General features: G+C 64.7%; 26 protein-coding genes. 14 read left to right on the forward strand and 12 right to left on the reverse strand.

Features of this window, described 5'->3' with window-relative positions:
* Positions 1-6: 6 nt before the first annotated feature.
* Positions 7-1,647, reverse strand: coding sequence for a GMC oxidoreductase (locus AC5WEY_RS19980; protein WP_495647220.1), 1,641 nt, complete (start codon positions 1,645-1,647; stop codon positions 7-9).
* A gap of 133 nt (positions 1,648-1,780) precedes the next feature.
* Between AC5WEY_RS19980 and AC5WEY_RS19985 the strand changes: the two genes are divergently transcribed.
* Positions 1,781-2,716, forward strand: coding sequence for an endonuclease/exonuclease/phosphatase family protein (locus AC5WEY_RS19985; RefSeq protein ID WP_495647221.1), 936 nt, complete (start codon positions 1,781-1,783; stop codon positions 2,714-2,716).
* On the opposite strand, the gene AC5WEY_RS19990 is transcribed toward AC5WEY_RS19985, so the two are convergent.
* Together AC5WEY_RS19990 and AC5WEY_RS19995 are read right to left on the reverse strand one after the other, a co-directional pair.
* Positions 2,713-3,087, reverse strand: coding sequence for a VOC family protein (locus tag AC5WEY_RS19990; RefSeq protein WP_057475252.1), 375 nt, complete (start codon positions 3,085-3,087; stop codon positions 2,713-2,715). The genes AC5WEY_RS19985 and AC5WEY_RS19990 overlap by 4 nt on opposite strands.
* A 39-nt stretch (positions 3,088-3,126) precedes the next feature.
* On the reverse strand, positions 3,127-3,774 hold the full coding sequence (locus AC5WEY_RS19995; protein WP_495647222.1) for a type 1 glutamine amidotransferase: 648 nt from the start codon (positions 3,772-3,774) through the stop codon (positions 3,127-3,129).
* On the opposite strand from AC5WEY_RS19995, the gene AC5WEY_RS20000 reads away from it, so the two are divergent.
* The gene (locus AC5WEY_RS20000; RefSeq protein WP_495647223.1) at positions 3,773-4,777 is read left to right on the forward strand and encodes an MsnO8 family LLM class oxidoreductase; all 1,005 of its coding nucleotides are present in this window, start codon (positions 3,773-3,775) and stop codon (positions 4,775-4,777) included. The genes AC5WEY_RS19995 and AC5WEY_RS20000 overlap by 2 nt on opposite strands.
* Here AC5WEY_RS20000 and AC5WEY_RS20005 read toward each other — a convergent pair.
* Positions 4,753-5,652, reverse strand: coding sequence for a LysR family transcriptional regulator (locus AC5WEY_RS20005; protein ID WP_495647224.1), 900 nt, complete (start codon positions 5,650-5,652; stop codon positions 4,753-4,755). The two genes, AC5WEY_RS20000 and AC5WEY_RS20005, sit on opposite strands and share 25 nt — an antisense overlap.
* Positions 5,653-5,782: 130 nt before the next feature.
* Between AC5WEY_RS20005 and AC5WEY_RS20010 the strand changes: the two genes are divergently transcribed.
* A complete protein-coding gene (locus AC5WEY_RS20010; RefSeq protein ID WP_495647225.1) occupies positions 5,783-7,105 on the forward strand; it encodes an NAD(P)/FAD-dependent oxidoreductase in 1,323 nt (440 codons plus the stop codon).
* 12 nt (positions 7,106-7,117) lie between these two features.
* On the opposite strand, the gene AC5WEY_RS20015 is transcribed toward AC5WEY_RS20010, so the two are convergent.
* Genes AC5WEY_RS20015 through AC5WEY_RS20025 form a run of 3 tightly spaced genes read right to left on the reverse strand, consistent with a single transcriptional unit; the run spans position 7,118 to position 9,644 of the window.
* Positions 7,118-7,777, reverse strand: coding sequence for a response regulator (locus tag AC5WEY_RS20015; protein ID WP_495647226.1), 660 nt, complete (start codon positions 7,775-7,777; stop codon positions 7,118-7,120).
* Complete coding sequence (locus tag AC5WEY_RS20020) at positions 7,774-9,069, reverse strand: sensor histidine kinase (RefSeq protein WP_495647227.1); 1,296 nt, start codon at positions 9,067-9,069, stop codon at positions 7,774-7,776. Before AC5WEY_RS20020 ends, AC5WEY_RS20015 begins: the two co-directional genes overlap by 4 nt.
* Positions 9,069-9,644 carry a hypothetical protein gene (locus tag AC5WEY_RS20025; protein ID WP_495647228.1) on the reverse strand — a complete coding sequence of 192 codons (576 nt, stop codon included), beginning with the start codon at positions 9,642-9,644 and terminating at the stop codon, positions 9,069-9,071. The genes AC5WEY_RS20020 and AC5WEY_RS20025 overlap by 1 nt, the downstream gene beginning before the upstream one ends.
* Before the next feature lie 166 nt (positions 9,645-9,810).
* Here AC5WEY_RS20025 and AC5WEY_RS20030 point away from each other — a divergent pair, with 166 nt between their 5' ends.
* Positions 9,811-10,011, forward strand: coding sequence for a hypothetical protein (locus AC5WEY_RS20030; RefSeq protein ID WP_057475259.1), 201 nt, complete (start codon positions 9,811-9,813; stop codon positions 10,009-10,011).
* A 32-nt stretch (positions 10,012-10,043) separates the two neighbouring features.
* Here the strand turns inward: AC5WEY_RS20030 and AC5WEY_RS20035 are convergent, their stop codons facing one another.
* The 3 genes from AC5WEY_RS20035 to AC5WEY_RS20045 are packed head-to-tail and all read right to left on the reverse strand — an operon-like array spanning position 10,044 to position 11,784.
* Complete coding sequence (locus AC5WEY_RS20035) at positions 10,044-10,568, reverse strand: SixA phosphatase family protein (protein ID WP_495647229.1); 525 nt, start codon at positions 10,566-10,568, stop codon at positions 10,044-10,046.
* Complete coding sequence (locus tag AC5WEY_RS20040; RefSeq protein ID WP_495647230.1) at positions 10,555-11,118, reverse strand: GtrA family protein; 564 nt, start codon at positions 11,116-11,118, stop codon at positions 10,555-10,557. The genes AC5WEY_RS20035 and AC5WEY_RS20040 overlap by 14 nt, the downstream gene beginning before the upstream one ends.
* A gap of 60 nt (positions 11,119-11,178) precedes the next feature.
* Entirely contained in the window at positions 11,179-11,784 is a 606-nt protein-coding gene (locus AC5WEY_RS20045) for a TetR/AcrR family transcriptional regulator (RefSeq protein WP_495647231.1), read from the reverse strand.
* Positions 11,785-11,850: 66 nt separating this feature from the next.
* On the opposite strand from AC5WEY_RS20045, the gene AC5WEY_RS20050 reads away from it, so the two are divergent.
* The 3 genes from AC5WEY_RS20050 to AC5WEY_RS20060 all read left to right on the forward strand — a co-directional run bounded on the left by AC5WEY_RS20050 (position 11,851) and on the right by AC5WEY_RS20060 (position 13,863).
* A complete protein-coding gene (locus AC5WEY_RS20050) occupies positions 11,851-12,507 on the forward strand; it encodes a GAP family protein (protein ID WP_495647232.1) in 657 nt (218 codons plus the stop codon).
* A gap of 35 nt (positions 12,508-12,542) precedes the next feature.
* Positions 12,543-12,809, forward strand: a complete 267-nt coding sequence (locus AC5WEY_RS20055) for a hypothetical protein (protein WP_495647233.1) — start codon at positions 12,543-12,545, stop codon at positions 12,807-12,809.
* A gap of 106 nt (positions 12,810-12,915) precedes the next feature.
* Entirely contained in the window at positions 12,916-13,863 is a 948-nt protein-coding gene (locus tag AC5WEY_RS20060; RefSeq protein ID WP_495647234.1) for a CPBP family intramembrane glutamic endopeptidase, read from the forward strand.
* Here the strand turns inward: AC5WEY_RS20060 and AC5WEY_RS20065 are convergent.
* Positions 13,853-14,155: a GNAT family N-acetyltransferase gene (locus AC5WEY_RS20065; RefSeq protein WP_495647235.1), complete on the reverse strand. Its 303-nt coding sequence runs from the start codon at positions 14,153-14,155 to the stop codon at positions 13,853-13,855. The genes AC5WEY_RS20060 and AC5WEY_RS20065 overlap by 11 nt on opposite strands.
* Before the next feature lie 285 nt (positions 14,156-14,440).
* Here AC5WEY_RS20065 and AC5WEY_RS20070 point away from each other — a divergent pair, with 285 nt between their 5' ends.
* From AC5WEY_RS20070 to AC5WEY_RS20100, 7 genes are all read left to right on the forward strand, one after another.
* The gene (locus AC5WEY_RS20070) at positions 14,441-16,756 is read left to right on the forward strand and encodes an HNH endonuclease signature motif containing protein (protein ID WP_495647236.1); all 2,316 of its coding nucleotides are present in this window, start codon (positions 14,441-14,443) and stop codon (positions 16,754-16,756) included.
* 154 nt (positions 16,757-16,910) lie between these two features.
* Positions 16,911-17,462 (forward strand): biotin transporter BioY, encoded by a 552-nt coding sequence (locus AC5WEY_RS20075; RefSeq protein ID WP_200936476.1) that lies wholly within the window; start codon positions 16,911-16,913, stop codon positions 17,460-17,462.
* Positions 17,459-18,580, forward strand: coding sequence for an AMP-binding protein (locus AC5WEY_RS20080; protein ID WP_495647237.1), 1,122 nt, complete (start codon positions 17,459-17,461; stop codon positions 18,578-18,580). Before AC5WEY_RS20075 ends, AC5WEY_RS20080 begins: the two co-directional genes overlap by 4 nt.
* Positions 18,577-19,695: a thiolase family protein gene (locus AC5WEY_RS20085; protein ID WP_495647238.1), complete on the forward strand. Its 1,119-nt coding sequence runs from the start codon at positions 18,577-18,579 to the stop codon at positions 19,693-19,695. Before AC5WEY_RS20080 ends, AC5WEY_RS20085 begins: the two co-directional genes overlap by 4 nt.
* A complete protein-coding gene (locus AC5WEY_RS20090) occupies positions 19,692-20,372 on the forward strand; it encodes an energy-coupling factor ABC transporter ATP-binding protein (protein ID WP_495647239.1) in 681 nt (226 codons plus the stop codon). Before AC5WEY_RS20085 ends, AC5WEY_RS20090 begins: the two co-directional genes overlap by 4 nt.
* Positions 20,369-20,989 carry an energy-coupling factor transporter transmembrane component T family protein gene (locus AC5WEY_RS20095; protein WP_495647240.1) on the forward strand — a complete coding sequence of 207 codons (621 nt, stop codon included), beginning with the start codon at positions 20,369-20,371 and terminating at the stop codon, positions 20,987-20,989. Before AC5WEY_RS20090 ends, AC5WEY_RS20095 begins: the two co-directional genes overlap by 4 nt.
* Positions 20,979-22,427, forward strand: coding sequence for an AMP-binding protein (locus AC5WEY_RS20100; protein WP_495647241.1), 1,449 nt, complete (start codon positions 20,979-20,981; stop codon positions 22,425-22,427). Before AC5WEY_RS20095 ends, AC5WEY_RS20100 begins: the two co-directional genes overlap by 11 nt.
* Here the strand turns inward: AC5WEY_RS20100 and AC5WEY_RS20105 are convergent.
* Entirely contained in the window at positions 22,331-23,122 is a 792-nt protein-coding gene (locus tag AC5WEY_RS20105; protein ID WP_495647242.1) for an acyl-[acyl-carrier-protein] thioesterase, read from the reverse strand. The genes AC5WEY_RS20100 and AC5WEY_RS20105 overlap by 97 nt on opposite strands.
* Positions 23,123-23,158: the final 36 nt, after the last annotated feature.

Here is a 23,158-nt window from a genome sequence, read left to right on the forward strand (position 1 = left end):
CGTGTCTCAGCGCCCGTCGGCGATGATCTGGGCGACGTTGCGTTCGGCCAGCGCGGTGATCGTCAGTGATGGGTTGGCGGCACCGGTGCTTCCCGGGATCAGCGCACCGTCGACGACGTAGAGGCCGGGGTGACCCTTCACGCGGCCGTAGTTGTCGGTGGCGTCGCCTAGTACCGCGCCGCCGAGGGGGTGGGCGGTGAACGTGTCGTCGACATCGCGGGTGAACGGTTCGGCCGCGACGATGGTCCCGCCGGCCTGCGCCATCCGATTCTGCACTGCGCGCAGGGCTTCCACGGTGTCGCGGCTGCCGCCCTTGGGCCAGTTCAGGGTCAATCTGTTTGCGGCGGAATCGAATCCGAAGTTTCCCCGCAGTGGGTCGATGGTCATGCCGAGTGAGCCGAGGAACCCGAGGTTCACGGGAACACCTGGCACGTACCAGTTTTCGACGGTCAGTGGCAGCCCGGAGTCGTCGGTTATGCGGGATGCACACGGCGCTCCCTGAGGGCCGGCGGACATCGGCCCGAGCGACCGTGTCATCGAGGCGTCGCCGTTGGTACCCCAGCCGGTGCCGACGAACTCGTTGAGGTTTCCCAGCGCCCCGGTGGTGCGGGCGCGCATCAGCAGTTCGGTGGTGCCGATCGATCCGGCACCGAGGACGAGGGTGTCGCAGGTGACGGCGCGAGTCTCGACGACGTTGCCGAAGGGGTCGAGGCGTTCGATCTCGACGCGGTAGCGGCCGCCGGATTCGCTGCCGATCGCGGCGACGCGGTGGCTGTGGCACACGGCCGCGTTACCGGTGGCTTCGGCTTGGGGAATGTAGTTCTGCGTCAGGTCGTGCTTGGCACCGTTGGAGTTGCCGAACGTGCTGGCACCGACGGTCGCGGACGGCCTGGACCGGCCGGCGATCTCGTCGCGCACGACGTTCCAGTTCCAGTTGCCGTCCACCGCTTCCGGGGTGAAACCTGCCCGTCGGGCGTGGTCGTCCCAGGTGCGGGAGTGCGCGAAGTTCGGGCTGTTGTACACGTCCTCGGGTATCGTCGACGGCCGAAGCATCGAACGGGCCTTGGGGTACCAGCTGGCGGCCATCTCGTCGTAGTTCAGACGCCCGCCGAACGAGAGGTCGAAGAATTTCTTGTTCGGTGCGATGGTGACGCCGGTGTAGACCACGGAGCCGCCGCCGACGGCCGCTCCGCGCCAGACCGAGAGGTTCTCGTAACGGGTGGTGTCGAGGACTCCGCCGAAGAGATCGACCGGTCCCACCGGGAGCCCGGTGATGTTGGTGAACGACGTTTGTTGCCACAGGCCGCGTCCGTCGGCGGTCATGTCGGCGGTGAAGATCTCGCGCCAGGGGTCGCGCGGCCAGCGCAGCCCGCGCTCGAGCACGGTCACCTGGGTGCCGGCCTGGGCCATACGCAGGGCGGCAGCGCTGGCGCCGAATCCGGAGCCGACCACGATGACGGACGAGTGGTCCGGCGGGCGCGGTGGGTCGGCGAACAGTTCGGGGACGAGCGATCGAATTCGGTCGGCACCGAGGGGGAGGGCACCGGCGGGGGCGGAGCCCGGCATGCCGGCGGAGCTCAGGACCGGAGCGGCGGCAGCGCCGAGCATTCCGGCAGCGGCCAGTCGCAGCAATTGCCTTCGGTTCACGGAAAGTCCCCCTACTTGACTCACGGACAGCGTTGTCGATTGTGTCGTGTTTGCCGCGAGAAAGCGAACAGTTCGGTCGGTCTCGAGGATGCTTCCCAGCTCGGCCTCAGGTTTGCCTGTCAGACTTCCGCTCATGGTTTCGGCTTCGGTGTCTCTGTTGTTGCTTGTCGCAGCGGTGGTCGGCATCGTGGCGCACCTCCGCGACTCGCGGGGGCAGGGGATGCTCGTGGCCGCCGCGTTGGCACATGTCCTCATGCTCGCTGCTGTGCCGGGCGCTGTTCTCGCGGCCGTGGCATTCGGTTGGTGGGGGTTGGCGGCAGGCGCGGCGGTACTGGCAGGGGCTGCCGCGACCCAGCTTCCTCTACACAGGCACCGCTCCCGGACGACGGCCAAGGCTCCGGCTCTGACAGTGCTACACGCCAACATCTGGCTCGGTCAGGCCGATCTCGACGGGTTGGTCGCGCTGGTCGAGCAGCACCGACCCGACGTGCTCACTCTCGTCGAGTTGACGCCCGAGGCCGACGCCCGGCTGCGGCCCAGACTGTCCGGCTCGTTGCCGCACGCGTACGTCGGTGCCGCTCCCGGCGGCGAAGGAACCGGCATCTACAGCCGGTTCCCGCTCGTCGACGAACAGCGCCACGACGGCTTCGTGACCGAGCTGCTCTCTGCGCGGGTGGACATGCCGGGCCGGCCGCTCGTGTTCGCGGTGCACCCGGTGCCGCCGTGGCCGCGGGAACCGTCCGAGTGGGTCCGCGAGCTCGGGCTACTACGACAACTGTTGGCCAAGATCCCCGCAGAGGACGGACCCGTGGTGGTGGCGGGCGATTTCAATGCGACGCAGGATCATCGGCGTTATCGCGATCTGCAGGACGGCCGATTCGTCGACGCGGCGGTGGTGACCGGAGCCGGCATGCTCAGGACGTACCCGGCGCACACCTGGCACCCGCCGGTCATTGCCATCGACCATGTTCTGGTGGCGGACATGGCGGTTCGATCGGTGGAAGCGGTGACCGTTCCAGGCTCCGACCACCGCGGCATCGTTGCCAGGCTGGCGTTTCGGCCGGTTTAGGACCGGGCCGGCAACTGCTGCACCGACCACGTGTTGCCGTCGGGGTCGGCGAAGTACACGAAGGTGCCCCAGCCCTCGTCCTTGGGCGGATCGATGGTCAGACCGGCTGCGGTGAGGTGTTCGTAGGCCTCCTGGACGTTGTCGACGACCATCAGGATTCCGGCTCCCTTGCCCGGTTCGGCGTCGGTGATGTTTTCGCCGATCGCGATGGAACACGCCGATCCCGGGGGGGTGAGCTGGACGTACCGCATCCCTTCCCAGGGCCGAGCGTCGTGGTCGGCGTTGAAACCGATCGAGACGTAGAAATCTTTGGCGCGGTCGACGTCGGTGACGGCCAGGGTGACGAGTTCGATCTTCATGGTGAGGTTCATGACGCAATGATGACCGCCATCGCGGACACATTCGGTCCGCTATGAGGCTTCGTCGAAGAACGTTTCGAGAATTCTTCGACCGTCCTCGGCGACTCCGGCCAGAACCTGTCCGCTCGGCGCTGTTCCCGCAGGCATGTGCGCATCGAGCATCGGCTGCTGCGCCGGTGTGAGCTCGACATGGAACTGCAGACCGAGACCGCTGCCGAAGCGGAACGCCTCATTCCGGTAGAGATTCGAGCTCGCCAGGAGCACCGCCCCCGCAGGCAGGTCGAACGTATCGGTGTGCCAATGAACGACCTGGATTCGATCCGGTCCGAAGAACGGTGCGCCGGCCTCGGTCGCCATCACCTCACCGGCACCCAACTCCGCAACCGGCCCTCGATACACCGCGCATCCCTGCGAGGCCGCGAGCAATTGAGCACCGAGACACACTCCGAGCACGGGAATGTCACGCCCTAGACACTCGGCAATCAATTCTCGTTCGGCCTGTATGTGAGGGTGAGCGACATCGCCCCACGCATCCATCGGCCCGCCCAACACGACCAACCCCGTGACCGCGTCGGCTGGGGGCAACGGGTCCCCACTTGCCGCCGAGACCACCGTGTACTCGATTCCGCGCTCGGTCATGATCGTCCCGATCAGCGCCGGCCCTTCGGCATCGACGTGCTTCACCACCCACCAACTCATGACAAGAAATATGCCCGACGCCCCGCCGGTTGTCCTAGCTGTGTTGCTTTCGCTTCTCGACAGATCCCGCACTCGATCCGGTATGGACGACGCCTCCGCGCTGCGTCACACCGTGGAACGGGCGGTGCACGCGGAGAAGATCGGGCTGCATCGGTTCTGGGTGGCCGAGCATCACGGCGTACCCGGCATCGCGTCGGGCGCTCCGGCGGTACTGGCCGCGGCAGTGGCGTCGCGCACCTCGCACATCCGTGTCGGATCCGGCGGCGTGATGTTGCCCAACCATCAGCCGCTGATCGTGGCCGAACAATTCCTGATGTTGGAGTCCCTTTTTCCCGGCCGGATCGATCTCGGGGTCGGCCGCTCCCTCGGATTCACCGAGCCGGTACGGGCAGCCTTACGCAGTGAGCACGCCGATACCTTCGAGGAAGATATCGCCGAATTGAGTGCGTATCTGGACGGTTCGGCACCGGTGACGGCGCGCCCTGTCACCACGCCTCCGCCGGTGTTCGTTCTCGCGACCGGTGCGGGCCTCGAGGTCGCTGCCCGCGCCGGGCTTCCGGTGGTCGTGGGTGGACCGGTGATTCAGCAGCCCGACCCATTGGCGATGTATCGCAGGAGTTTTCGGCCCTCACCCGCCAATCCTGAACCGCACGTGATCATCTCGCTCGACGTGACGATCGCAGCCGATACCGCCGATGCGCGCAGGCTTGCGCTGCCGGAGGCGTGGGCGATGGCGAGGTCGCGGCGGGAGGGTGAGTTCCCAGCGTTGGAACCGGCGTCGGCCGTCGACGATTCCCGGTGGACGCCGCGGACGCGGGACCGCATCGAGACCTCGCTCGCATCGACTGTTCTCGGGACCCTCGGTCAGGTGCGTCCGCGACTGGAGGAGTTGATCGATCGCACCGGCGCACGCGAGATCATGGCGTCGACATCGACGTTCGATCGTGCCGAGTTGTTCGACGCAGACGCCGCTTTCGCTCAGCTTGCCGGTGCCGTCGGCTGAACAGGTGCTGTTGCTGCCAGGGCTGCCACGAGGTCACGTTGGATGTCGGTGACGGGCACGGTGGCGTCGACCACGGCCGAGACCGGTAGTTGCAGTCTTCGGTCGGCCTCGGTGCGGAAGACGAGACCGGTCTTGGGGGTGCTGTCGGCGGTGCTGGCGTACAGAATCGTCCAGCATTGCGGGTGGTTGAGTAGTTCGGCGCTGGCGGTGTGATCGGACGCGACCGGCGGCCCGAAGGTGAGTGGAAGCCCGCTGCGCTTCATCTCGCGTTCGATCACCCGGTGCAGCAGGATCTGTTCGCTGCGTTTGGGCAGCAGCAGCGGGTAGTCGGCCAGTTGACTCAGGCTCGGGTTGTCCACGCCGGCCAGCGGATGGCCCTCGGCGAGCGCGACGACGAGGTCCTCGGTCCACAGTTCGGTGACGTGCAGTCCCGAACGTTCGACGCTGCCGCGAATCAGCGCCACCTGGCAGTCCCCGGACGTCACCGCTTCGATCTGTTCTGCGAATCGTTTCAACACGAAGTCGATCTCGGCGTCGGGATGGCGTTCGCGTACCGAGACGATGGCCGCGATGGCGTTCGCGGCGAAGGTCATGTTTCCGGTGAGGCGCAGTTGGTTTCGGCGGCGCGCCGTCAGTGCCAGGGCGGCTTGCTCGAGCTCCACCATGTGCCGCGCGATGGATACCAATTGTGCTCCCACAACGGTCAATCGGACGGTCCGTGAGGTTCGCTCGAACAGCGGCTCGCCGATCTCTCGCTCCAGCTTGCCGATCTGCAGACTGATCGCCGATTGTGAGACGTAGCAGCGCTCGGCAGCGCGCGAGAAGTTCAGTTCCTCCCCGACAGCAAGGAAGTACTTCAGCTGCCGCAGTTCCACGTGCATCTCCATCCATGAGTTCTACTCATGGATACTATTCCAACTTTCGCGTTGATAGACCAGCGATGTCGGAGTTTCATGGAAGTAGTTATTCGCCAAGGGAAAGACTCGAGCCGAAAAGGAAAGTGCTGTGCAAACGTACGACGTCGTCATCGTGGGATCGGGATTCGGAGCATTGGCTGCTGCCAAGTCTCTGGGCAAGGCCGGTGTGACGTTCTCGCTCATCTCCAGCACCACCGAGCACCTCTTTCAGCCACTGCTCTACCAGGCCGCCACGGGAATGCTCTCGACGGGTGAAATAGCCCCGCCGATCCGTCGCATCCTTTCGCAGTACGATTCCGCCGACGTCCGTCTGGGACGCGTCGTCGACGTCGATCCAGACGCTCACCAGGTGACGTACATCGGCGCGGGGGAGAGCCACACCATCGGCTTCGGTCGGCTCATCGTCGCAACGGGTGCCACGCAGGCGTACTTCGGTCGCGACGAGTTCAAGGACCGCACATTCGCGCTCAAGACCGTCGACGACGCGATCGCTCTTCGCGAGCAGATCCTGAGCTGCTACGAGACCGCGCATCTGACAACCGATCCGGCCGCTCGCAAGGAGTTGCTGAGCTTCGTCGTCGTCGGTGCCGGTGCAACGGGCGTCGAATTGGCCGGTCAGATCAGGGACCTCGCGCATCGCTACTTCGCCGGATCGTTCCCCGACATCGAACCGGACGACGTCACGGTCACCCTCGTCGACGGTGTGAAGGAAGTTCTGCCCGCATTCGGCGGCAAGCTCAGCGCCTACGCCCGCACGAAGCTCGAGAAGTCCGGCGTCGACGTCGTCACCGGGGCCATGGTCACCGACATCGCCGACGACGTCGTCACGGTGCAGGATGTGGACACCAAGACTTCACGGACCTTCGCCGCCAAGACGGTCATCTGGTCGGCAGGAGTGCAGGCCAGCGACTTGGCCGCGACAGTCGCCGAGCGGACCGGCTGCGAAACAGACCGTGCCGGACGCCTTCTCGTGCACGAGGATCTGACCGTCGGCTCGGCAAAGGACATCTACGCGATCGGCGACGTGACGTCGTTGAACAAGCTCCCCGGACAATCGCCCGTGGCGATGCAGCAGGGCAGGCACGTCGCGAAGATGATCATCGGCAAGGTCGACGCCGGAACGCCGTTCAAGTACACCGACAAGGGCAGCATGTCGATCGTCGGCCGATTCAGTGCTGTGGCAAGGCTGTTCGGCAAGGTCGACATGTCCGGTCCGATCGCCTGGCTCATGTGGCTTGCCGTGCACCTGATGTACCTGGTCGGGTTCCGAAACCGCTACGTTGCAGTGGTGTCGTGGATGACCTCGTACATCGGCGACAAGCGACCGCACTTCCAGTACACCGATCACTCCGCCTCGCTGGTCGAGCGAACCGGTAAGACTGCGGATGACGAGGAGCAAAAGGCCGCCTAGCTCGCTTGCTGCTCACTGATTGCTGCTCGCAAGGCCGTTGCGGTAGGCCCAGATCACCACGTGGACTCGGGTGTTGACGTCGAGCTTGCGACAGATATTTCCGATGTGAGTTTTCACCGTGCTCTGTTCGAGTTGCAGCGCCCGGGCAATGTCGTTGTTGCCCAGGCCCTGCGACAGCAGTTGCACCACTTCCATCTCGCGCAGACTCAAGTCCTGTTGCGGTGCAACGGAAGTGGGTCGACTCGTTGCACCCCGGCGGGCGAATTCCGTCATCAAACGCGGGGTCAGGTGGGGTGAGAGCGCCGCACCGCCGCCGGCCACGATGACGACCGCATCGGCGAGTTCATCGGGATCGGTGTCCTTGAGCAGAAAGCCGGATGCACCACTGTCGAGTGCCGCGAACACGTATTCGTCGAGGTCGAAGGTGGTGACCACGATGACGCGGGTGGTGTCGAACCGCGCCAGAATCTCGCGGGTTGCCGTCAGCCCGTCTCCGTTCGGCATTCGGATGTCCATCAGTACGATGTCGGGTCGAAGGTTCTCAACCTGTTGTACGGCATGCTTTCCCGAGATTGCGTGTCCGACGACCTGGATATCGGGATGTCCGGCGAGGAACAACTCGAACCCCTGTCGAACCACGGGTTGATCGTCGGCGATCAAGACGGTGATCATGCCGGCACCTCGAGCGGCCGGGAGATCTTTCCACCGACCGGCAGCCGAGCACGCACGAACCAGGTGGATCCGTCGGCCGACAATCCGGCGTCGAGAGTGCCTCCGAGCAGTGCGGCTCGCTCCTGCATACCCGGGATACCGAAGCCCTGTCCGGCCGATTCGCCCCGGCCGGACGCGTCCGAGGTAATCGTGTTGCTCACGGTCACTTCGATGTTCGACGAACGTTCGGATACCTGCACGCTCACATCGCAGTCGGGCGCATGGCGTCGGGCATTGGACAACGCCTCCTGGACGATGCGATAGCACGTCAACTGCACGGCGCTGTCGGTGTCGTCCCTGTTCACCCCGGTGTCGATCGTCATGGACGCGAACGACATTCGTGATTGCTCCAGTAGCTCGGGGATGTCGGCGATCATCGGCTGCGGTGCGCTGTTGTTTCCGTGTCCGTCGGTCGCTGTGCTCGGGCGCAGGATGCCGACGATCTGACGCAAGCTGTCGAGGGTGCGTTGACCGTGTCCGATTGCGTCGGTGAGCAGTTCGCGCGCCTGCTCGGGATTGCTCACGATGAGCGTCTTCGATGCCTTGGCCTGGATGAGCATGCCGGTCAGGTGGTGCGCAGCGACGTCGTGGAGTTCGCGAGCCATGGCTTTTCGTTCGTTGTCGAGCGCGGCCTCGAGCTGTCTTCGGTGTTCGAGCTCGGCTCGACCCAGTGCCGCCTCGTTCTCGAGTTCCTGGGCCCGGTTGCGCGCGATGTACTTTCCGAGGGCGATGAGCACCGTGTAGTTGATGATCAGGTTCGCCACCTGTTCGGCTACTACACCGATCGTGCCACCGGGGCCTGCTGCGGCATCCGGGAAAGACAGGCGGGTGTCGACGCTGACCAAAATTTCGAGGATCAGCCCGAGTGCGAGGGGTCCGAACAGGCGCGGACCGGTCACCCGAATCGCCAATGCGGCGACGGCAAACCAGTACAGCGGGGTGAACCCGAGGGTGCGGTCGGGCAGCACCAGGATCAGCGCGATACTGATTGCCACGACGGTCAGATAGGACGTGACGGGAAACGACCGGCGTACACACGTCACGGCGGTCATCGCGATCAGGGCAACGACACTCGCCGCGATCAGGGCTGGGCTGCCGACGAGTTCGTCCCTGGTGTCGCCGACCGTGCCCGTGGAGAGTTGGAACCCGGCGTAGACGACGGTGGCCAGCAGCATTTCGATCGGCAGTACCGCGGGATTGCGCGGGCGCCACGCGGGTCTGAAGGTATGCGGCAGCCGGTGAGAACCCAGCATCAGAGTCGACTCCGTTCTCCTGCCGTATCTTTCGAGCTCGAGTTCTTCTTGCCCACTACCCACAGCGGTCCGGTGACGAACCAGAAGAACGTGATGACGCCGAGTGGTTGGATCACGGTCTTCAGTGCTGCAGCCTGCTCCGAGTCTGCCACGGTGTACGCGAGTCCGTAGGTGATCGCCAGAGCGATCGCCGCTGCACACAGCCACTTCACGAATCCTCGGATCTCGTTGCGGTAGGCCTGCGGACCGGTCTTGGGAGGCTTCACCGGCGCGGGGCCGCCGGCGAATCGGTGCGCGAAGCGCACGTCGAGCCACGCCACGGTGGAGTGCGCAAACATGACGGTCCAGCCGAGGTAGATCCCGGCGAGGCGGTGAGCGAATTCGACCTCACCGCCGCGGTGTAGATCCAGTGCCACCGCAGCGATCAGGACAAGATCGAGTACCGGGAGGAGGGCGAGCGTGATCGTGCTGGCCCGTCGCATGCGTGCCACGTACCGCAGGCACAGTCCGCCGATCACCAGTACCCAGAAGCCGACCTCGCAGATCGCGATGGTGAGCAGGATTGGATTGTTCATAGGCGCGATTTCACCGCAGCCGACGTGCGCGCGATACCCCCGCGGAGGCGTCGTACCTGGTGGTTCGGCCGAAGGTACGACGCTGCGCTCCACCGAAAGTCGTAGCCGAACGCGCTACTGTGGAATCACGCATACAGGACACGTAGGCAATACCAGGGAGTCCGCCATGGCAGGCAAGAAGATCGACAGAGTGCACGCACAGTCCGCGTTGGAGACGGTTCGTGAGAATCCCGGCATCGCACTGATCGCTGCCGCACCTGCACTGGTGGTGCTGGCGGTGGTGTGGTGGCTACTCGGGTTCCCCGCGGCCCTGATCCTCTTGCTCGCAACAGGCGGTGCCGGATACCTCTACCTCAGGAACCGCTGATCAGATAGCGCGCTGACTGGGTGATGTGCTGACTACTGATCGGCACGCGGGATGCAGAACTCGGTGATGGTGGCCGAGCTTGCGGTCAGCTCAGCCCACGACTTCTCCGTGGTCAGTACCGCAATTGCCGAGGTCGGGAAGCGATGTCGAACCTCGCGGGCGACGTCGGTGTCGTCGTCGGTCGCCAGTTCGAGTGCAGTCCATGGGATTCCGGGCTCGTGCCCGACAACCAGCAAGGTCGACACCGTCACGTCGTCGAAGTACGTGTCGGCGAGTCGGATCTCGTCGATTATTTCGTCGGCGGATCCGCCGTAGATGTCGCGCTCGAAGCGAGTCGGCGTGTCACCGAGGCCGGTGGCGGCAAGGGTTTCGCGAGTACGCAGAGCCGTCGAACACAGGACTGCGTCTACCTGGCCGACGTGCTCGGCGATCCAGGCCCCGGCAAGTCCTGCCTCGCGTTCGCCACGCGCCGCCAGAGGCCGCTCGTGGTCGGGGACGCCGTCGGGGTAGCCGGATTTGCCGTGCCGCATCAGCACGAGGGTCTTAGAGGTCGCCATGCCGTCCACCGTAAACGGTCGAGGCTGCAGTATCGGTAACAGCAGTATCGGGATCAGGGAGAACGTTCACTGGCTCCGGGAAGACGAACTTGCGCATCGCCCACCATCGGAATGCGGTCGCCAGCAGTGTGCCGATGATCGAACCGCTGACGAAGTCGGCGATGTTCTCGGTGAGGAAGGACACGTTCGGCGCACGCAGATCCAGCATGTAACTGGACACCCACAGCGGTAGCTGGTTGATTGCCAGGCCGGTTCCGGCGACCGCGAAGAACAGCGCTGCCTCGTGGTGTCGGCGACGTCCGCCGCGGGCGGTGAACGACCACTCCCGGTTCAGAATGTACGACACGATCGTCGCGATCAGCACGGCCAGAACGTTCGCTGTCACCGGCTTGTCCTGCAGGATCGTCCACTTCAGACCGAAGAACAGTACGACGGTGACGACGAAGGTGATCGCTCCGACGATGAGGAACTTGAGGGCCTCGGCGTGCTTGACGAGGGGCTCGAGCCAGCGCTGGGGAACGTGGTCGGTGAGGCGGTCGGACACATGCATCCCATCGACGTTACCTCGAGTAACGGATCCGGCCGGATTCGTCGCGGCTGCGAAGGCGGCCTAGAGGCGTGTGTTCAGGTAGTCCCGCAGCAGTCGGCACACCTCGTCGGATGTGAGTTGTTCGGGGTACGTCACCGCCTGCAGCGTGAGTCCGTCGACGAATGTATGCAGTTCGGCAACGGCGTTCTCGTCTGCGTTGCTTCCGAACAGAAATTGCGGTGAGTCGGGCACATCTAGATCTCGTAGGTACGCCCAGGCGAGTCGGCATAGGTACCGGCTCCCGAACCAACCAGCCGTCTTGAGCGCGGCCAACCGTTCGTCGAACCGGGCTCGGGCTAGCGCCTCGAGCCATACCGACGCTTCGACGCGGCGGTTCTCGTCGAGGGGGAGCATTTCCTCGAGAACTCGGATGGCCCGCGTCAGGCCGTCGCAGTCGGTGGGGTGTGCTTCCAACCGATGCACGACGCGCTGCGTCATGGCCTCGGCTGCGAACAGCACCAGTTCTCCCTGGTCGGAGAAGTAGTACCGCAGCGATCCGGGGGAGACGTCGGCTTCGGCGGCGACGCTACGGACCGTTGCCCCGTTCATGCCTGCTCGTTCGATCACACGCCAGACGGCGGCAACGATCTCCGCCCGGCGTGCGTCGTGGTCGACGATCTTCGGCATCGGTCTGTTCTAGCACGAGAAAATCTTTTTCACACACCTGTGTCGGAATCCTGTTACGATACAGCTGTGTTAATTCAGCTGACCGGGCTCGCGCTGGTGGACAGCATCGGCGTCGGGACTCTTGCGGTTCCGCTGTGGATGATGCTGCGGCCGTCGTTCCGGGCTCGAGCGGTACTGCTGCACCTGGGCGTGTTGGGGCTGCTGTATCTCGGTGTCGGCATCACGCTGCTGACCGTGTTCCACGACGTGACCCTTGCGTCTATGGCCCATGCCGTGCCCGGAAATGCGTGGGTGCGGATGACGGTGGGTGTGGTCGTTCTGGTCGTGGGCCTCGTCTGCGATCGACGGCGTCGACGCCCGAGCGGCACGTGGTGGATGCTGGCACCGGCGAGTGCTCGAGGGGTGGCCCTCCTCGCTGTTGCAGTGGGCGCGGTCGAGGTGGCGACAATGCTGCCTTACTTCGCCGCGATCGACGCGGTGGCCGCGTCCGGCCGGGGATGGGCGTTCTCGGTCTCGCTTCTCGCGGTCTACGTGCTCATCACTCTGCTACCGGCTCTGGTCCTGCTTGCATTCAGAGTCGCTGCATCGCAACTTGTTTCGTCAGTTCTATGGCGTCTGACGCAACGCGCTCAACGCTGGAGTCAGGACGCGGTGGGAACCGTATTGATCGTCGTGGGTGCGCTGCTGGCCGCAGATACGGCCATCGATTTGAACCTGGTGTGACGTCGGCCCCGGTCGACTCGAGGAAAGGATGCGTTATGAGAGCAGTGAAATTTCGGGCAACCGATGCGCGCAGCATCGTCTTGATCGTCGTCGGCGCAGTGATGGCACTGTTTTTCTGGGACCTGCGGGTGTTCTGGTTTCAGGGCGGCCCCCTCGGCTGTGTCCTGATGGTCCTTGCTGTGGTGGATGTATGGGACTCGCGGCGCGCCACCGGCAGGCGCGGAATTGTCCGCGAGTTACGCGACGACATTTTTGGACGCGAGGATTCGACCGACACACCGGACCGCGATGGTCGCCGATGAATCGGATCGCTGCGACGGTACTGAATTTTCGGTCCCCGCGTGATAAACAAGTCCGGGGGTCGACAGCTGTTTCGTAGCAGGCTTTGCGGTGATTGGTGGTGACCTGGTGGCGAGCAGTCTCGATGCGGGCTTCGTGGCTCACTCGCGTCGGCGTGGCCTGACCGCAGTCGGCACTGCAGTGATGGTTCTGTGCTTGGTGGCCGGTTGGGGCGTCCTCTACTTCATCTCTCTGGTGGGTGCGCTGTGGCGTTTCCGCGAGCCCAATGCTCCTGCTCCCGTACTCACGCTGTCGGATCAATGGACGGACCTTGCTGTGGGTCTGATTCAAGTGGCAGTAGGGACCGCGGCAATCGCTTCGGTGTACTTCGTTCGTCGTCGTACATTGCCGGCGGTATGGCCGATGCGTCGCGGTACTGCGCTCGAGGCGGCGATTACCTGGTGTGCCGCAATCGGTGCTGCGTCCGCCCTGCTGCTCATGCTGTCCCGGATGGATGTGCTCCGCTTCAGCTTCTCGGTACCGGCTTCGATCGAATCCGATTGGCTTGCAGTCGTTTCTGCGCTTGCGGTAGGTCTGCGCGAGGAGCCGATCCTGGTGGCATTGCCGGTGTTGCTGCTCGTGGGCAGGCTGCCGATCTGGGCCATCATGGCGTTGTCGGCCACGATGCGGGGCTTGCTCTACCTGTACTTCGGCGGTGGCGGTTTTCTGTGGGCAGTGTGCTGGGGTGCTGCGGCAGTGTGGGTCTTCTATCGCTACCGACGGCTGTGGGTGTTGATCGCAGTGCACGGTCTGGTGATGAACGTTCAGGTGTTCGATCGAGTGATTCCGTCCGACAACGCCGCAACGATCATGCAGTGGGTCAACATCCTGATCCTGTTCACCGCGTTGCTGTGGTGGCTCACCCCGAGGGCGCTGGAGGCGTTTCTGCCGAACACGGTGGCTGTTCGCTACGGCGATTCGACCGTCGAGACAACGCCGATGGTGGCCGAGGTCGTGCTCAATCCCGAGAAGCTCGACCCGGACACACCCAGAACCAACCCGCCAGTCAAGCCCTGACCATTCGGGCTTCGCGGCATTCCCAGTCCGAGTCGAATCTGGTGGTGCCATCCGTATCGAACCGATGCTTGCGATAGAACGCAATCGCGCGGTCGTTTCCTGCAGCGACCCAGAGATACGCAGAACCTGTTCGGTGACCGATTGCGTCGACCATTAGTTCGGTGGCGACGCCAGTGCCGTGATGACTGGGCAGAACATTCAGTGACCACAATTCCGTTGCGGCCGGGGGTTTTACGTCCCGCGGCGGGCCGCCGGTGGCGAAGCCCACGATGCGAGAACTGGCGACGTCCACAGCGCACCGGGTCCGGATCCCACGTGCAGACGCGTCGTCGAGACCGGCGATGATCTGCTACCACCGTTCGATTCGGTGTTCGGGCCTCATCGCATCGAGCTTGGCGTCGTTCATCATCCCCGCATACGTCGCCTTTCAGATGGCCACGTGTGCGGTGCCGAAATCATCCTCATCACCGGGCCGGACGTCACGAATCGAGTAGCTGACCACCGCTCCGTTACACCGATCCTGCCGTCGAAAGCGCGCGATATTTTCTTGTCGTACCCCTCTCGTAGTATCGAATACATGTTCGATACCGGGGGGTGGGGAGCGGCGGAAACGCCGTCGGTCGATGACTGCATCGCGGGATTTCTCGATGTCATTGCGCTGAGCCGTGTCAACGAGAACCTTGCCCGGGCAGGGACCCTACTCGCGTACTGCGACGTCCTCGAGATGCGTCTCGAGGCCGCCGAGGCCGCCGATGGCGATCCGGGTGAGACGGTCCGAGGTGCGCTGTGTGATTTGGCCGTGACGATGACCGGCACGCGTCGCGATGCATCGGTGGTGCACGACGTCGCGGAACGCCTACATCGAATGCCGTTGACCGCCTTGCGTTTCGTGACCGGAAGCTTCGACTGGTCGACGGTGGTCACCATCACGTCGGTGTTGCATCGGGCCAGTGACGAGACCATCTCGAAAATCGAATACGAGGTCTGCGCTGCAGGCGGCCGAATGCGCCCGCAAGCCTTGCGGAACCGAATCTGGCGGTTGTGGATGAAGGCAGATCCGGACGGCGCTGCGCAGGCTCGCGAGACCGCGAAATCCGAGGAAGTCGGAGTGCGGATCGACCGAACCGGTCCTGGCGGTATTTCGACGCTCATCGCGAAGATCACGGATCTGGAATCGGCCGAAGCCGATGCGCTCATTGTCGAGATCGTCGGTACGGTCTGCAAGGACGATCCGCGGTCGACGGGGATGCTGCGGGCCGCCGGACTGATGGCATTACTGCACGGTGAGCACTCGCTGGTCTGTCAGTGCGATCTCAATGACGATTGCCCGGTTGCCGGTGCCGCCGATGATCTCCCTCCTCGGCGCGGGCACCTCCTGCAGATCGTGGTGGCGGTGGAGACTCTGCTGGGGCTGTCCACGGAACCTGCGACCTTGGCGGACGGAACTCCCATCGATCCCGAGGTGGCGCGCATCGTCGCCGCCGACGCGAAGTGGCAGGCAATGCTGACCGAGTTGGTCGACATGCTGAAGCCCGAGCAAGACAAGCCCAAGCAAGGCAGGCACGAGCAGGACAGGCACGAGCCGCGCAGTCCAACGCGCAAGAACCCGAACGACAACAAATCGAACGACGGCGATCCGGACGACGACGCCCCGAACTACGACACCCGGGTCGACGGCAGCCCGAACGGCGACGATCCGGACGACAACAACAATCCTGACGACGCCGATCCGGACGGCGATGATCCTGACGACGCCGATCCGGACGGCGATGATCCTGACGACAACGGTCTTGACGACGAAGGTCCTGAAGATCCTGACGACGAGGGTCCCGATGATCCTGACGATAACGGTCCTGACGACAACGGTCCCCACGGCGATGGACCCGGCGGTTCTGACGACGATGGGCCTGGCAACGATGGACCCGGCAGTTCTGACGACTATGGGCCCGGCGGTCCCGGCGATGGAGGCGGTGGTTCCACCGGAGGCGACGACCCAGATGACGGTCGCGGTCCCGCGATGAAGGGCTCGAACCGTTGCGCTGACCCGATCAATCGGGACGATCCCGAAGACCCTGACGACCCGGCCGGTCAGTCTCCACCCGGCTTTTGTTTGCTGCGCACAGTGCTGGGTATCGGCCGGGTGCGCAGTGCCGCTCAGCTTCCGCCGGTGCGCGGCACATGTGCCCAAGATTGTCCGCCTGCCGATCAGATTCTGGGGGAGGAGTCTGTCCGGGATGGGCTTGTCGCACGTTGGCTCGGGTGGATTGCCGAACAGCCCGAGCGTGCGCGCGGCATTTTCCCCGACGGTCATGGCGGACAAGGTGTTCCGTCGCGAGCCGCGGTGACCTATCGGCCGAGCGCGCGCGTCGCTGCCTTCGTGCGGACGGCCTATCGCACGTGCACGTTCCCCCACTGCGACGTGCCGTCGGCCCGGTGCCAGATCGATCATCTGGTTCCGTTCGACAAAGACGATCCGAGGCGCGGCGGGTGGACGATCGTGACCAATCTTCAACCGGTGTGCGTCTTCCATCATCAGGCGAAGACCTCGAAAGCGTGGTCGGCGGTGATGCTCGCCGGAGGGGCCATTCTGTGGTCGAACTCTGTGGGTCTACGCGCGGTCACGTTGCCGGAGTTCTCGACCACGTGCTCTCCCCGACGCCGCCGTCGCCGAAAGAAATCGGCCGACAATGCGCCGTCCCCGCTCGAACCCACCAGATGGGAGCTCGAGTTCAGCGGCTCTGTACCGCCGACACTCGCGGACTTTCGTTCTGCGTCTTCGGACACTGAGAGGAAAGAACTGGCAGAGATGAGACGTGCGTACCGCGAGCACTGTCGCGTCGTGCACGCGCGCATCCGGCTCGATCGGAGCAGATACGATCCTGCGCCCTTCTGAAAAATAGACCGTCCAGAGTGTGGTCAGAACCGCACACCTGCTACCTTGAACGCCGTTCAAGTCTCTGGGGCAGGTGACCGCCCCACTCCTCGAGGAGCCACCCGTGTCAGATGTCGACAGCAGTACCCGCCCGCCGAGCCGTAAGGTCAGCCGAATGAACGTCTCCGCCCGGGATATGGCGCAGATCGCGGTGTTCGCAGCGCTCATCGCTGCTCTCGGCCTGCCGGGATCGATCACGGTCGGCTTCTCCGGCGTCCCCATCACCCTGCAGACCCTCGGCATCATCCTGTCCGGAGCGATCCTCGGTGCCAGGAAAGGCACTGCTGCGGTCCTGGTATTTCTCGCGCTGACCATGATCGGCCTCCCCCTGCTGGCAGGTGGACGTACCGGTCTGTCGGCGATGGCCGGGCCCACCGTCGGTTACCTCATCGGTTGGATCCCGGCGGCGCTGCTGATCGGCTGGCTCACGGCCCGCATCCTGCCGAAGTACTCGATCGCGCTCGGTCTGGCGATCAACGCCGTCGGCGGCATAGTGGTCGTCTACGTCTTCGGGATCATCGGTCTGATCCTGCGCACCGACGTCGGCGTCCTGGCCGCAATCACGTCCAACGGCCCGTTCCTGCCCGGTGACATCGCCAAGGTCGTCGTCGCGACCGTCGTCGCCAAGAGCGTGCACCGCGCATACCCGGGCCTGATCAAGGCGTGACTCTCGAGCTGGGAGGTCGAGGCGCGGTGCCTGCCATAGTGTGGCGTGGTCGCACCTTCACCTACGCCGACCTCGACGCAGCCGTCGAGCAATGGCCACACCTCCCAGCACGAGACGCCCACCCGCACGACGCCTCAGCGCTCGAGCTACCCGAGGCGCTGATCTGCGTTTTCGCGGCTGCGCGGCAGGGACGTGCGGTGCGCGTCGAAGATCCGGCTACCAGGCCAGACCGCACCGAACACCCGAATCCCGACGCTTTTCTACTGGTCGCGACGTCCGGCTCCACCGGACGCCCCAAGCCGCTCGCCCGCACCGCCGCGTCGTGGGTCGACAGCTTTCCCGAGTTCACCGACATCTCCGGTATCCGACCGACTGACACAGTGCTGATCACCGGACCACTGCACGCGACGATGCACTTGTTCGCCGCGGTGCATGCACTGTGGTTGGGGGCCTGCGTCACCGACAATCCGGCCGACGCCACGGCTGTGCACGCGGTGCCTGCGGTCCTCCGTGATGTCCTTCGCCGAATGCCTCGTGCGCGGGTTGCCGTCGCGGCCGGGGCCGGACTCGATGATGCTGCTGCACAGACGATCTCGGCGGCGGAAATCAGGCTGATCGAGTACTACGGCTCAGCGGAGCTCTCGCTGGTGGCGGCACGGGTAGTACGCGAACAGGCGTCGCTGCAGCTGCTCCGTGGCGTCGAAGCACGTACCGACGGTGGTTACCTCGTCGTGCGTTCGCCGTACTCCGCGCTGAGTGCCGCCGGCTGGTTCGGTGTCGGCGATCTCGCTGAGCTCACTGGCCGCGAACTCGTCGTGTACGGCCGCGGCGACGCTGCGATCAACGTCGGCGGTACCACCGTCATGGCGGAGGACGTCGAACGCATCCTGACCACGCTCGACGGCGTCCGAGCCGCTGCAGCGATCGGCGCACCACACGCGGTTCTGGGCGAAACAGTCTCTGCCGTCATCGAACTCGACGGGACCCGCGACCTCGACGTCGTTCGTGCCGACGCTCGTGCAATCATGACCAAAGAGGCGCTGCCCAGGCGGTGGACGGTGGTTCAGCAGTTGCCCCGCACTGCGAGTGGCAAGATCGCCCGGAAAGCCCTGCTGTGAGTACTCCAGTGATCGTGGCGGCCAAACGAAGCGCGATCGGCATCGCCGGTCACGGTTTCGCTGGGATTACCGTGCCGCACCTTGCCGCTCCGGTCCTGAAAGCTGTTGCAGCAGGAGTCAGTTCATTAGACCTCCCCGTCGACGACGTGATTATGGGCAACTGTCTCGGCCCCGGCGGCGACGTTGCACGCGTATCGGCCCTGTTCGCGGGACTCGGTGTCGGCGTCCCCGGCGTCACTGTCGACCGCCAGTGTGGATCCGGCCTGGACGCCGTGATGCAGGCGGCGTCGCGCATCCGTAGCGGCGACGAGACGTTGCTTCTGGCCGGTGGCGTCGAATCCGCGAGTACGAGTCCGTGGCGGTTCTGGCCCCCGGTCGACGGCGGCGAACCGGTTCGCTACACCCGAGCGCCGTTCGCTCCCCAGGGTTTCGACGATCCTGACATGGGCGTTGCGGCAGACGAACTCGCGCGTAGGCGTGGAATCGACCGGCAACGGCAGGACGAGTACGCCGCACGGTCCTTCGCACGAGCCGCGGCACACGACTTCTCCGCCGAAATCATCCCGATCGGACAGATGAGCGCCGACGAGCGCATCCGTCCCAACGTGACTGCCCAGCGCCTGGGCAGACTGCGTCCCACGTTCACTTCCGACGGCACAGTCACCGCGGGGAACTCCTGCGGAATCTCCGACGGTGCAGCGGTTCTGGCGATCACCACGGCCGAGATAGCTGCCGGAAGGCCGACGCTGCGCATCCTCGGCAGCGCGGTGGCCGGGTCGGATCCGGCTCTTCCCGGCCTCGGCCCGGTACCTGCTATCGAGAAGCTCCTCGCCCGCACCGGGGTGTCACTGAGCGACATCGGGGTCATCGAAATCACCGAGGCGTTCGCGTCGGTGGTACTCGCAGTCTCGGATGCGCTGGGTCTCGACGAGGAGCGCATCTGCCCGGATGGCGGTGCCATCGCGATGGGTCATCCGTGGGGCGCGTCGGGCGCAATACTGTTGGTGCGATTGGCATCCCAGATGCTGCGACCGAACGGTCCGGCACTGGGGTTGGCGGCCTGCGCCATCGGCGGCGGGCAAGGAATAGCGATGTTGGTGGAGCGAGTGACATGAGCACTATCAAGTTCGAGAACATTTCCCACTCGTTCGGGGAGCGGCAGGTACTGACGGGCATCGACCTCGAATTCGACGAGCGTCGGATCGGCATCATCGGGTCCAACGGGTCGGGAAAGTCGACGCTGGCCAGAATGATCAACGGGCTGATCAAGCCCGATTCCGGCCGCGTCACGGTCGACGGCGTCGACGCCGCGAAGAAAGGTGCGCAGGTTCGCAAGAAGGTCGGGTTCGTCTTCACCGACCCCGACTCGCAGATCGTCATGCCCACTGTCGCAGAGGATCTCGCGTTCTCTCTGCGCCGGTCCGGGCTGAGCAAGAGCGAAGTAGCCGACCGTGTCGACGAAATCCTCGTCCGCTTCCGTCTCGATCAGCATCGCGATCACCCGGCGCATCTGCTGTCCGGTGGGCAGAAGCAACTACTCGCCATCGGTGCCGTCCTCATCAGGCGACCGGAGGTGGTTGTTGCGGATGAGCCGACCACGTTGCTCGACCTCCGCAACGGACGCGTCGTCGCGCAGGCTCTGGATTCCATGGACCAGCAAGTCGTCGTCGTGACTCATCAGCTTGCTCTCCTGGACAGCTTCGAGCGTGTCATCGTCATCGACGACGGCCGCGTCGCATTCGACGGTGCCCCCGCCGCAGCGGTTCCGGCGTATCGGGAGCTGATCGGGTGATCGGTCTCTACCGCCCCGGTACATCGCTGCTGCACCGAATGAGCCCAGGCTGGAAACTGCTGTCGCTCATCGTTGCAATTCTGGCGACCGTTATCTTCGCGCGCACCCCGATCGAGGTCGGCCTGGTGGCGCTGATCGTCGCCGCTCTGTTCGCGCTGGCCCGCATTCCGGCGAAAGTCGCACTGGCGCAACTACGTCCGGTGCTGTGGATGCTGCTGATCATCGGCGTGTTCCAGGTGCTGATCACCACGTGGCAGCGCGCGGTCGTGGTGTGCGGAGTGCTGGTGATCTCTGTTGCCCTCGCGGCACTGGTCACGCTGACCACCCGGGTGAGCGACATGCTCGACACCGTCACACGAGCCCTCGGCCCGATCCGACGCTTCGGCGTCGACCCGGATCGCATCGGACTGCTTCTTGCCCTTGCCATTCGGTGCATCCCACTACTGGCCTCCATCGTCCAGGAGGTGTCTCAGGCCCGTAAGGCTCGAGGACTGCAATGGTCGATGACGGCCCTGGCCACTCCGGTTCTGGTGCGCGCCCTCCGCACCGCCGACGCGATGGGCGATGCCCTCGTCGCGCGCGGTGTGGACGACGACGGTGCAGACGATGACGAGTGAGCTGCTCGCTGCGCGGGTTGCTCGGCATTCTGGACGACGAGACGCAGCGATCGTCGACGCGACCGGCGAGATCAGCTATCGCGAACTGTGGGATCGGGTCGAGCGCACCGGCGGATCGTTGACGGGAATGCGTCGGGTGGCGGTACTGCCGTCGTCGGACATCGGGTCGCTGATCGTGGTTCTGGCGGCAATGCATGCCGGTGTGAGTGTCGTTCTGCTGCATCGCCATCTGTTGCCCGAGGAATTCTCCGACGCCATTCGAGTGTGCCGACCGTCGCTGATCATCGCGCATCCGCGACAGCACGCACGGCTGCACAGGTGGGGTGCGGACACTGTTGTGGCACCCGAGCACCTCACTGCCGGCCGTGTCACCCCGATCGAGCCGCCGACCCCTGACGCCGAACTCCTGGTCGGCATCACCTCCGGAACGACCGGACCACCCAAATTGTTCGTCCGTGATCAGGCGTCCTGGGCTGCCACACTCGACCGTTCCGATTCACTGTTCCAGCTCGGGCCGGGCGATCGAGTGTCTGCATCGGGCACCCTCGACCACACGCACTTTCTCTACGGGGCACTGCACGGTCTCACCCGCGGTGCGACTGTGGATCTACGCGCAGCAATACATGCTCTCGAAGATGCTCCGACACATTTGTATTCGGTACCGACCATCGCCTGGGACATCGCTCGCTCGGGAGTGCGATCGGAGAGTGTCCGCGAAGTGCTCTCGTCTGCGGCGCGATGGCCGCTGTCGGGTCGCGCGGCATTGGCGACGGTACTGCCGAACGCAACTCTGACGCACTTCTACGGTGCGTCGGAGCTGAGCTTCGTCTCGTACGACCGTCGAACTCCCGATGGTGTCGAAGTGGTGGGCGCATTGTTCGACGGGGTCGAGGTGGAGACCAGGAACGAACTGCTGCACGTGCGTAGCGACATGTTGTTCGACGGCTATTTGGGCCGAGTGGGCGACCGCACCACTCTGACGAACGGGCCGGTCGACGGGTGGATGACGGTCGGCGATCGCGGCAGTGTCGAACAGGGTCGACTGACGCTGCTCGGCCGCGGCAGTGAGACGATCGTTCGAGCCGGACTCACGGTCGAACTGGCCCCGATCGAAGCGGCACTGTTGTCGATCCCCGGTGTTCTCGACGCCGGAGTGGTCGGCATTCCCGATGATCGTGCCGGCGAGGTACCTGCAGCGGGAGTGGTTGTAGCCAAAGGGGACTCACCCACAGCGGCGCAGATACGTCGGCACGTGCGCTCGTCGTTGCCGAGCCCGAGTCTCCCGGTGCAGATCGTGCCGCTCGACTGTCTTCCCCGCACCCCACGCGGCAAGCTCGACCGTCAGGCCTTGGGGGCAACCTTGGCCACGGTGCGGACCGTCGGCTCGCCCGATGCGCCGGTGACCACGAACCAGACGGTCAACGCGCCGCCGTCGTAGCGGTGGCGCAGTGTCACCTGCTCGCCCGCAACGACCGGGGTCAGGTACTCGATCACAGCTCGGTGTGGAGACGCCGCAAGCTCGGGAACGCCAACCAGAAGCTCCTCGATCGCGTGCCAGTACGCTGCATTGTTGAGGTGGTCGAACGGGTCGATATCGGTTGCGCGCAAAGGGAACTGCACGTCCGTGTCCGATTCTCTTGGTACCGGCTCGGTCAGCCAGGCCTTCCATCGCAACCGGTGCTGATCGGTGGTTCTGGCCAGCATCTCGAGTGCCCCGTCGCTGATGCGGGTCGGCATGCCGGTGTCCTTGCTGATGTTGATCCAGAAGCCCTCGGTTTCGATGCGTCCACCCTTGGGCGTCGTCAGCGCCACTCGCATGTTGGACCAGCGCGTCGACATCGACGAACACCACCGGCGCATGTGCACGTGGTCCGGAAAGTGGATGGGCTCGAAGACGTCGATGACGGTTCGCCGGACGATCCACATCGGATCGGTCTTGCCCAGGGGAGTGGCGTCGAGGTTGTCGGTGCCGACGTCCTGGAGGTAGCGCGCAACCCCGTCGAAGCGCAGTCGGTTGGTCGGATCGATGTCGCCCGTTCGCACCGGCCAGCTGGCCTCGAAGCCCTCACCGGGCGGCGGCTCCGGTGCCAGTTCGTCATCGAATCCGGCCGGTTCCACGCGTGCATTGGTCACGATCGCACTGTACGCGGACCGGCCGACTGTGCACTG

The sequence above is a fragment of the Rhodococcoides sp. S146-33 genome (genome assembly GCF_059489205.1).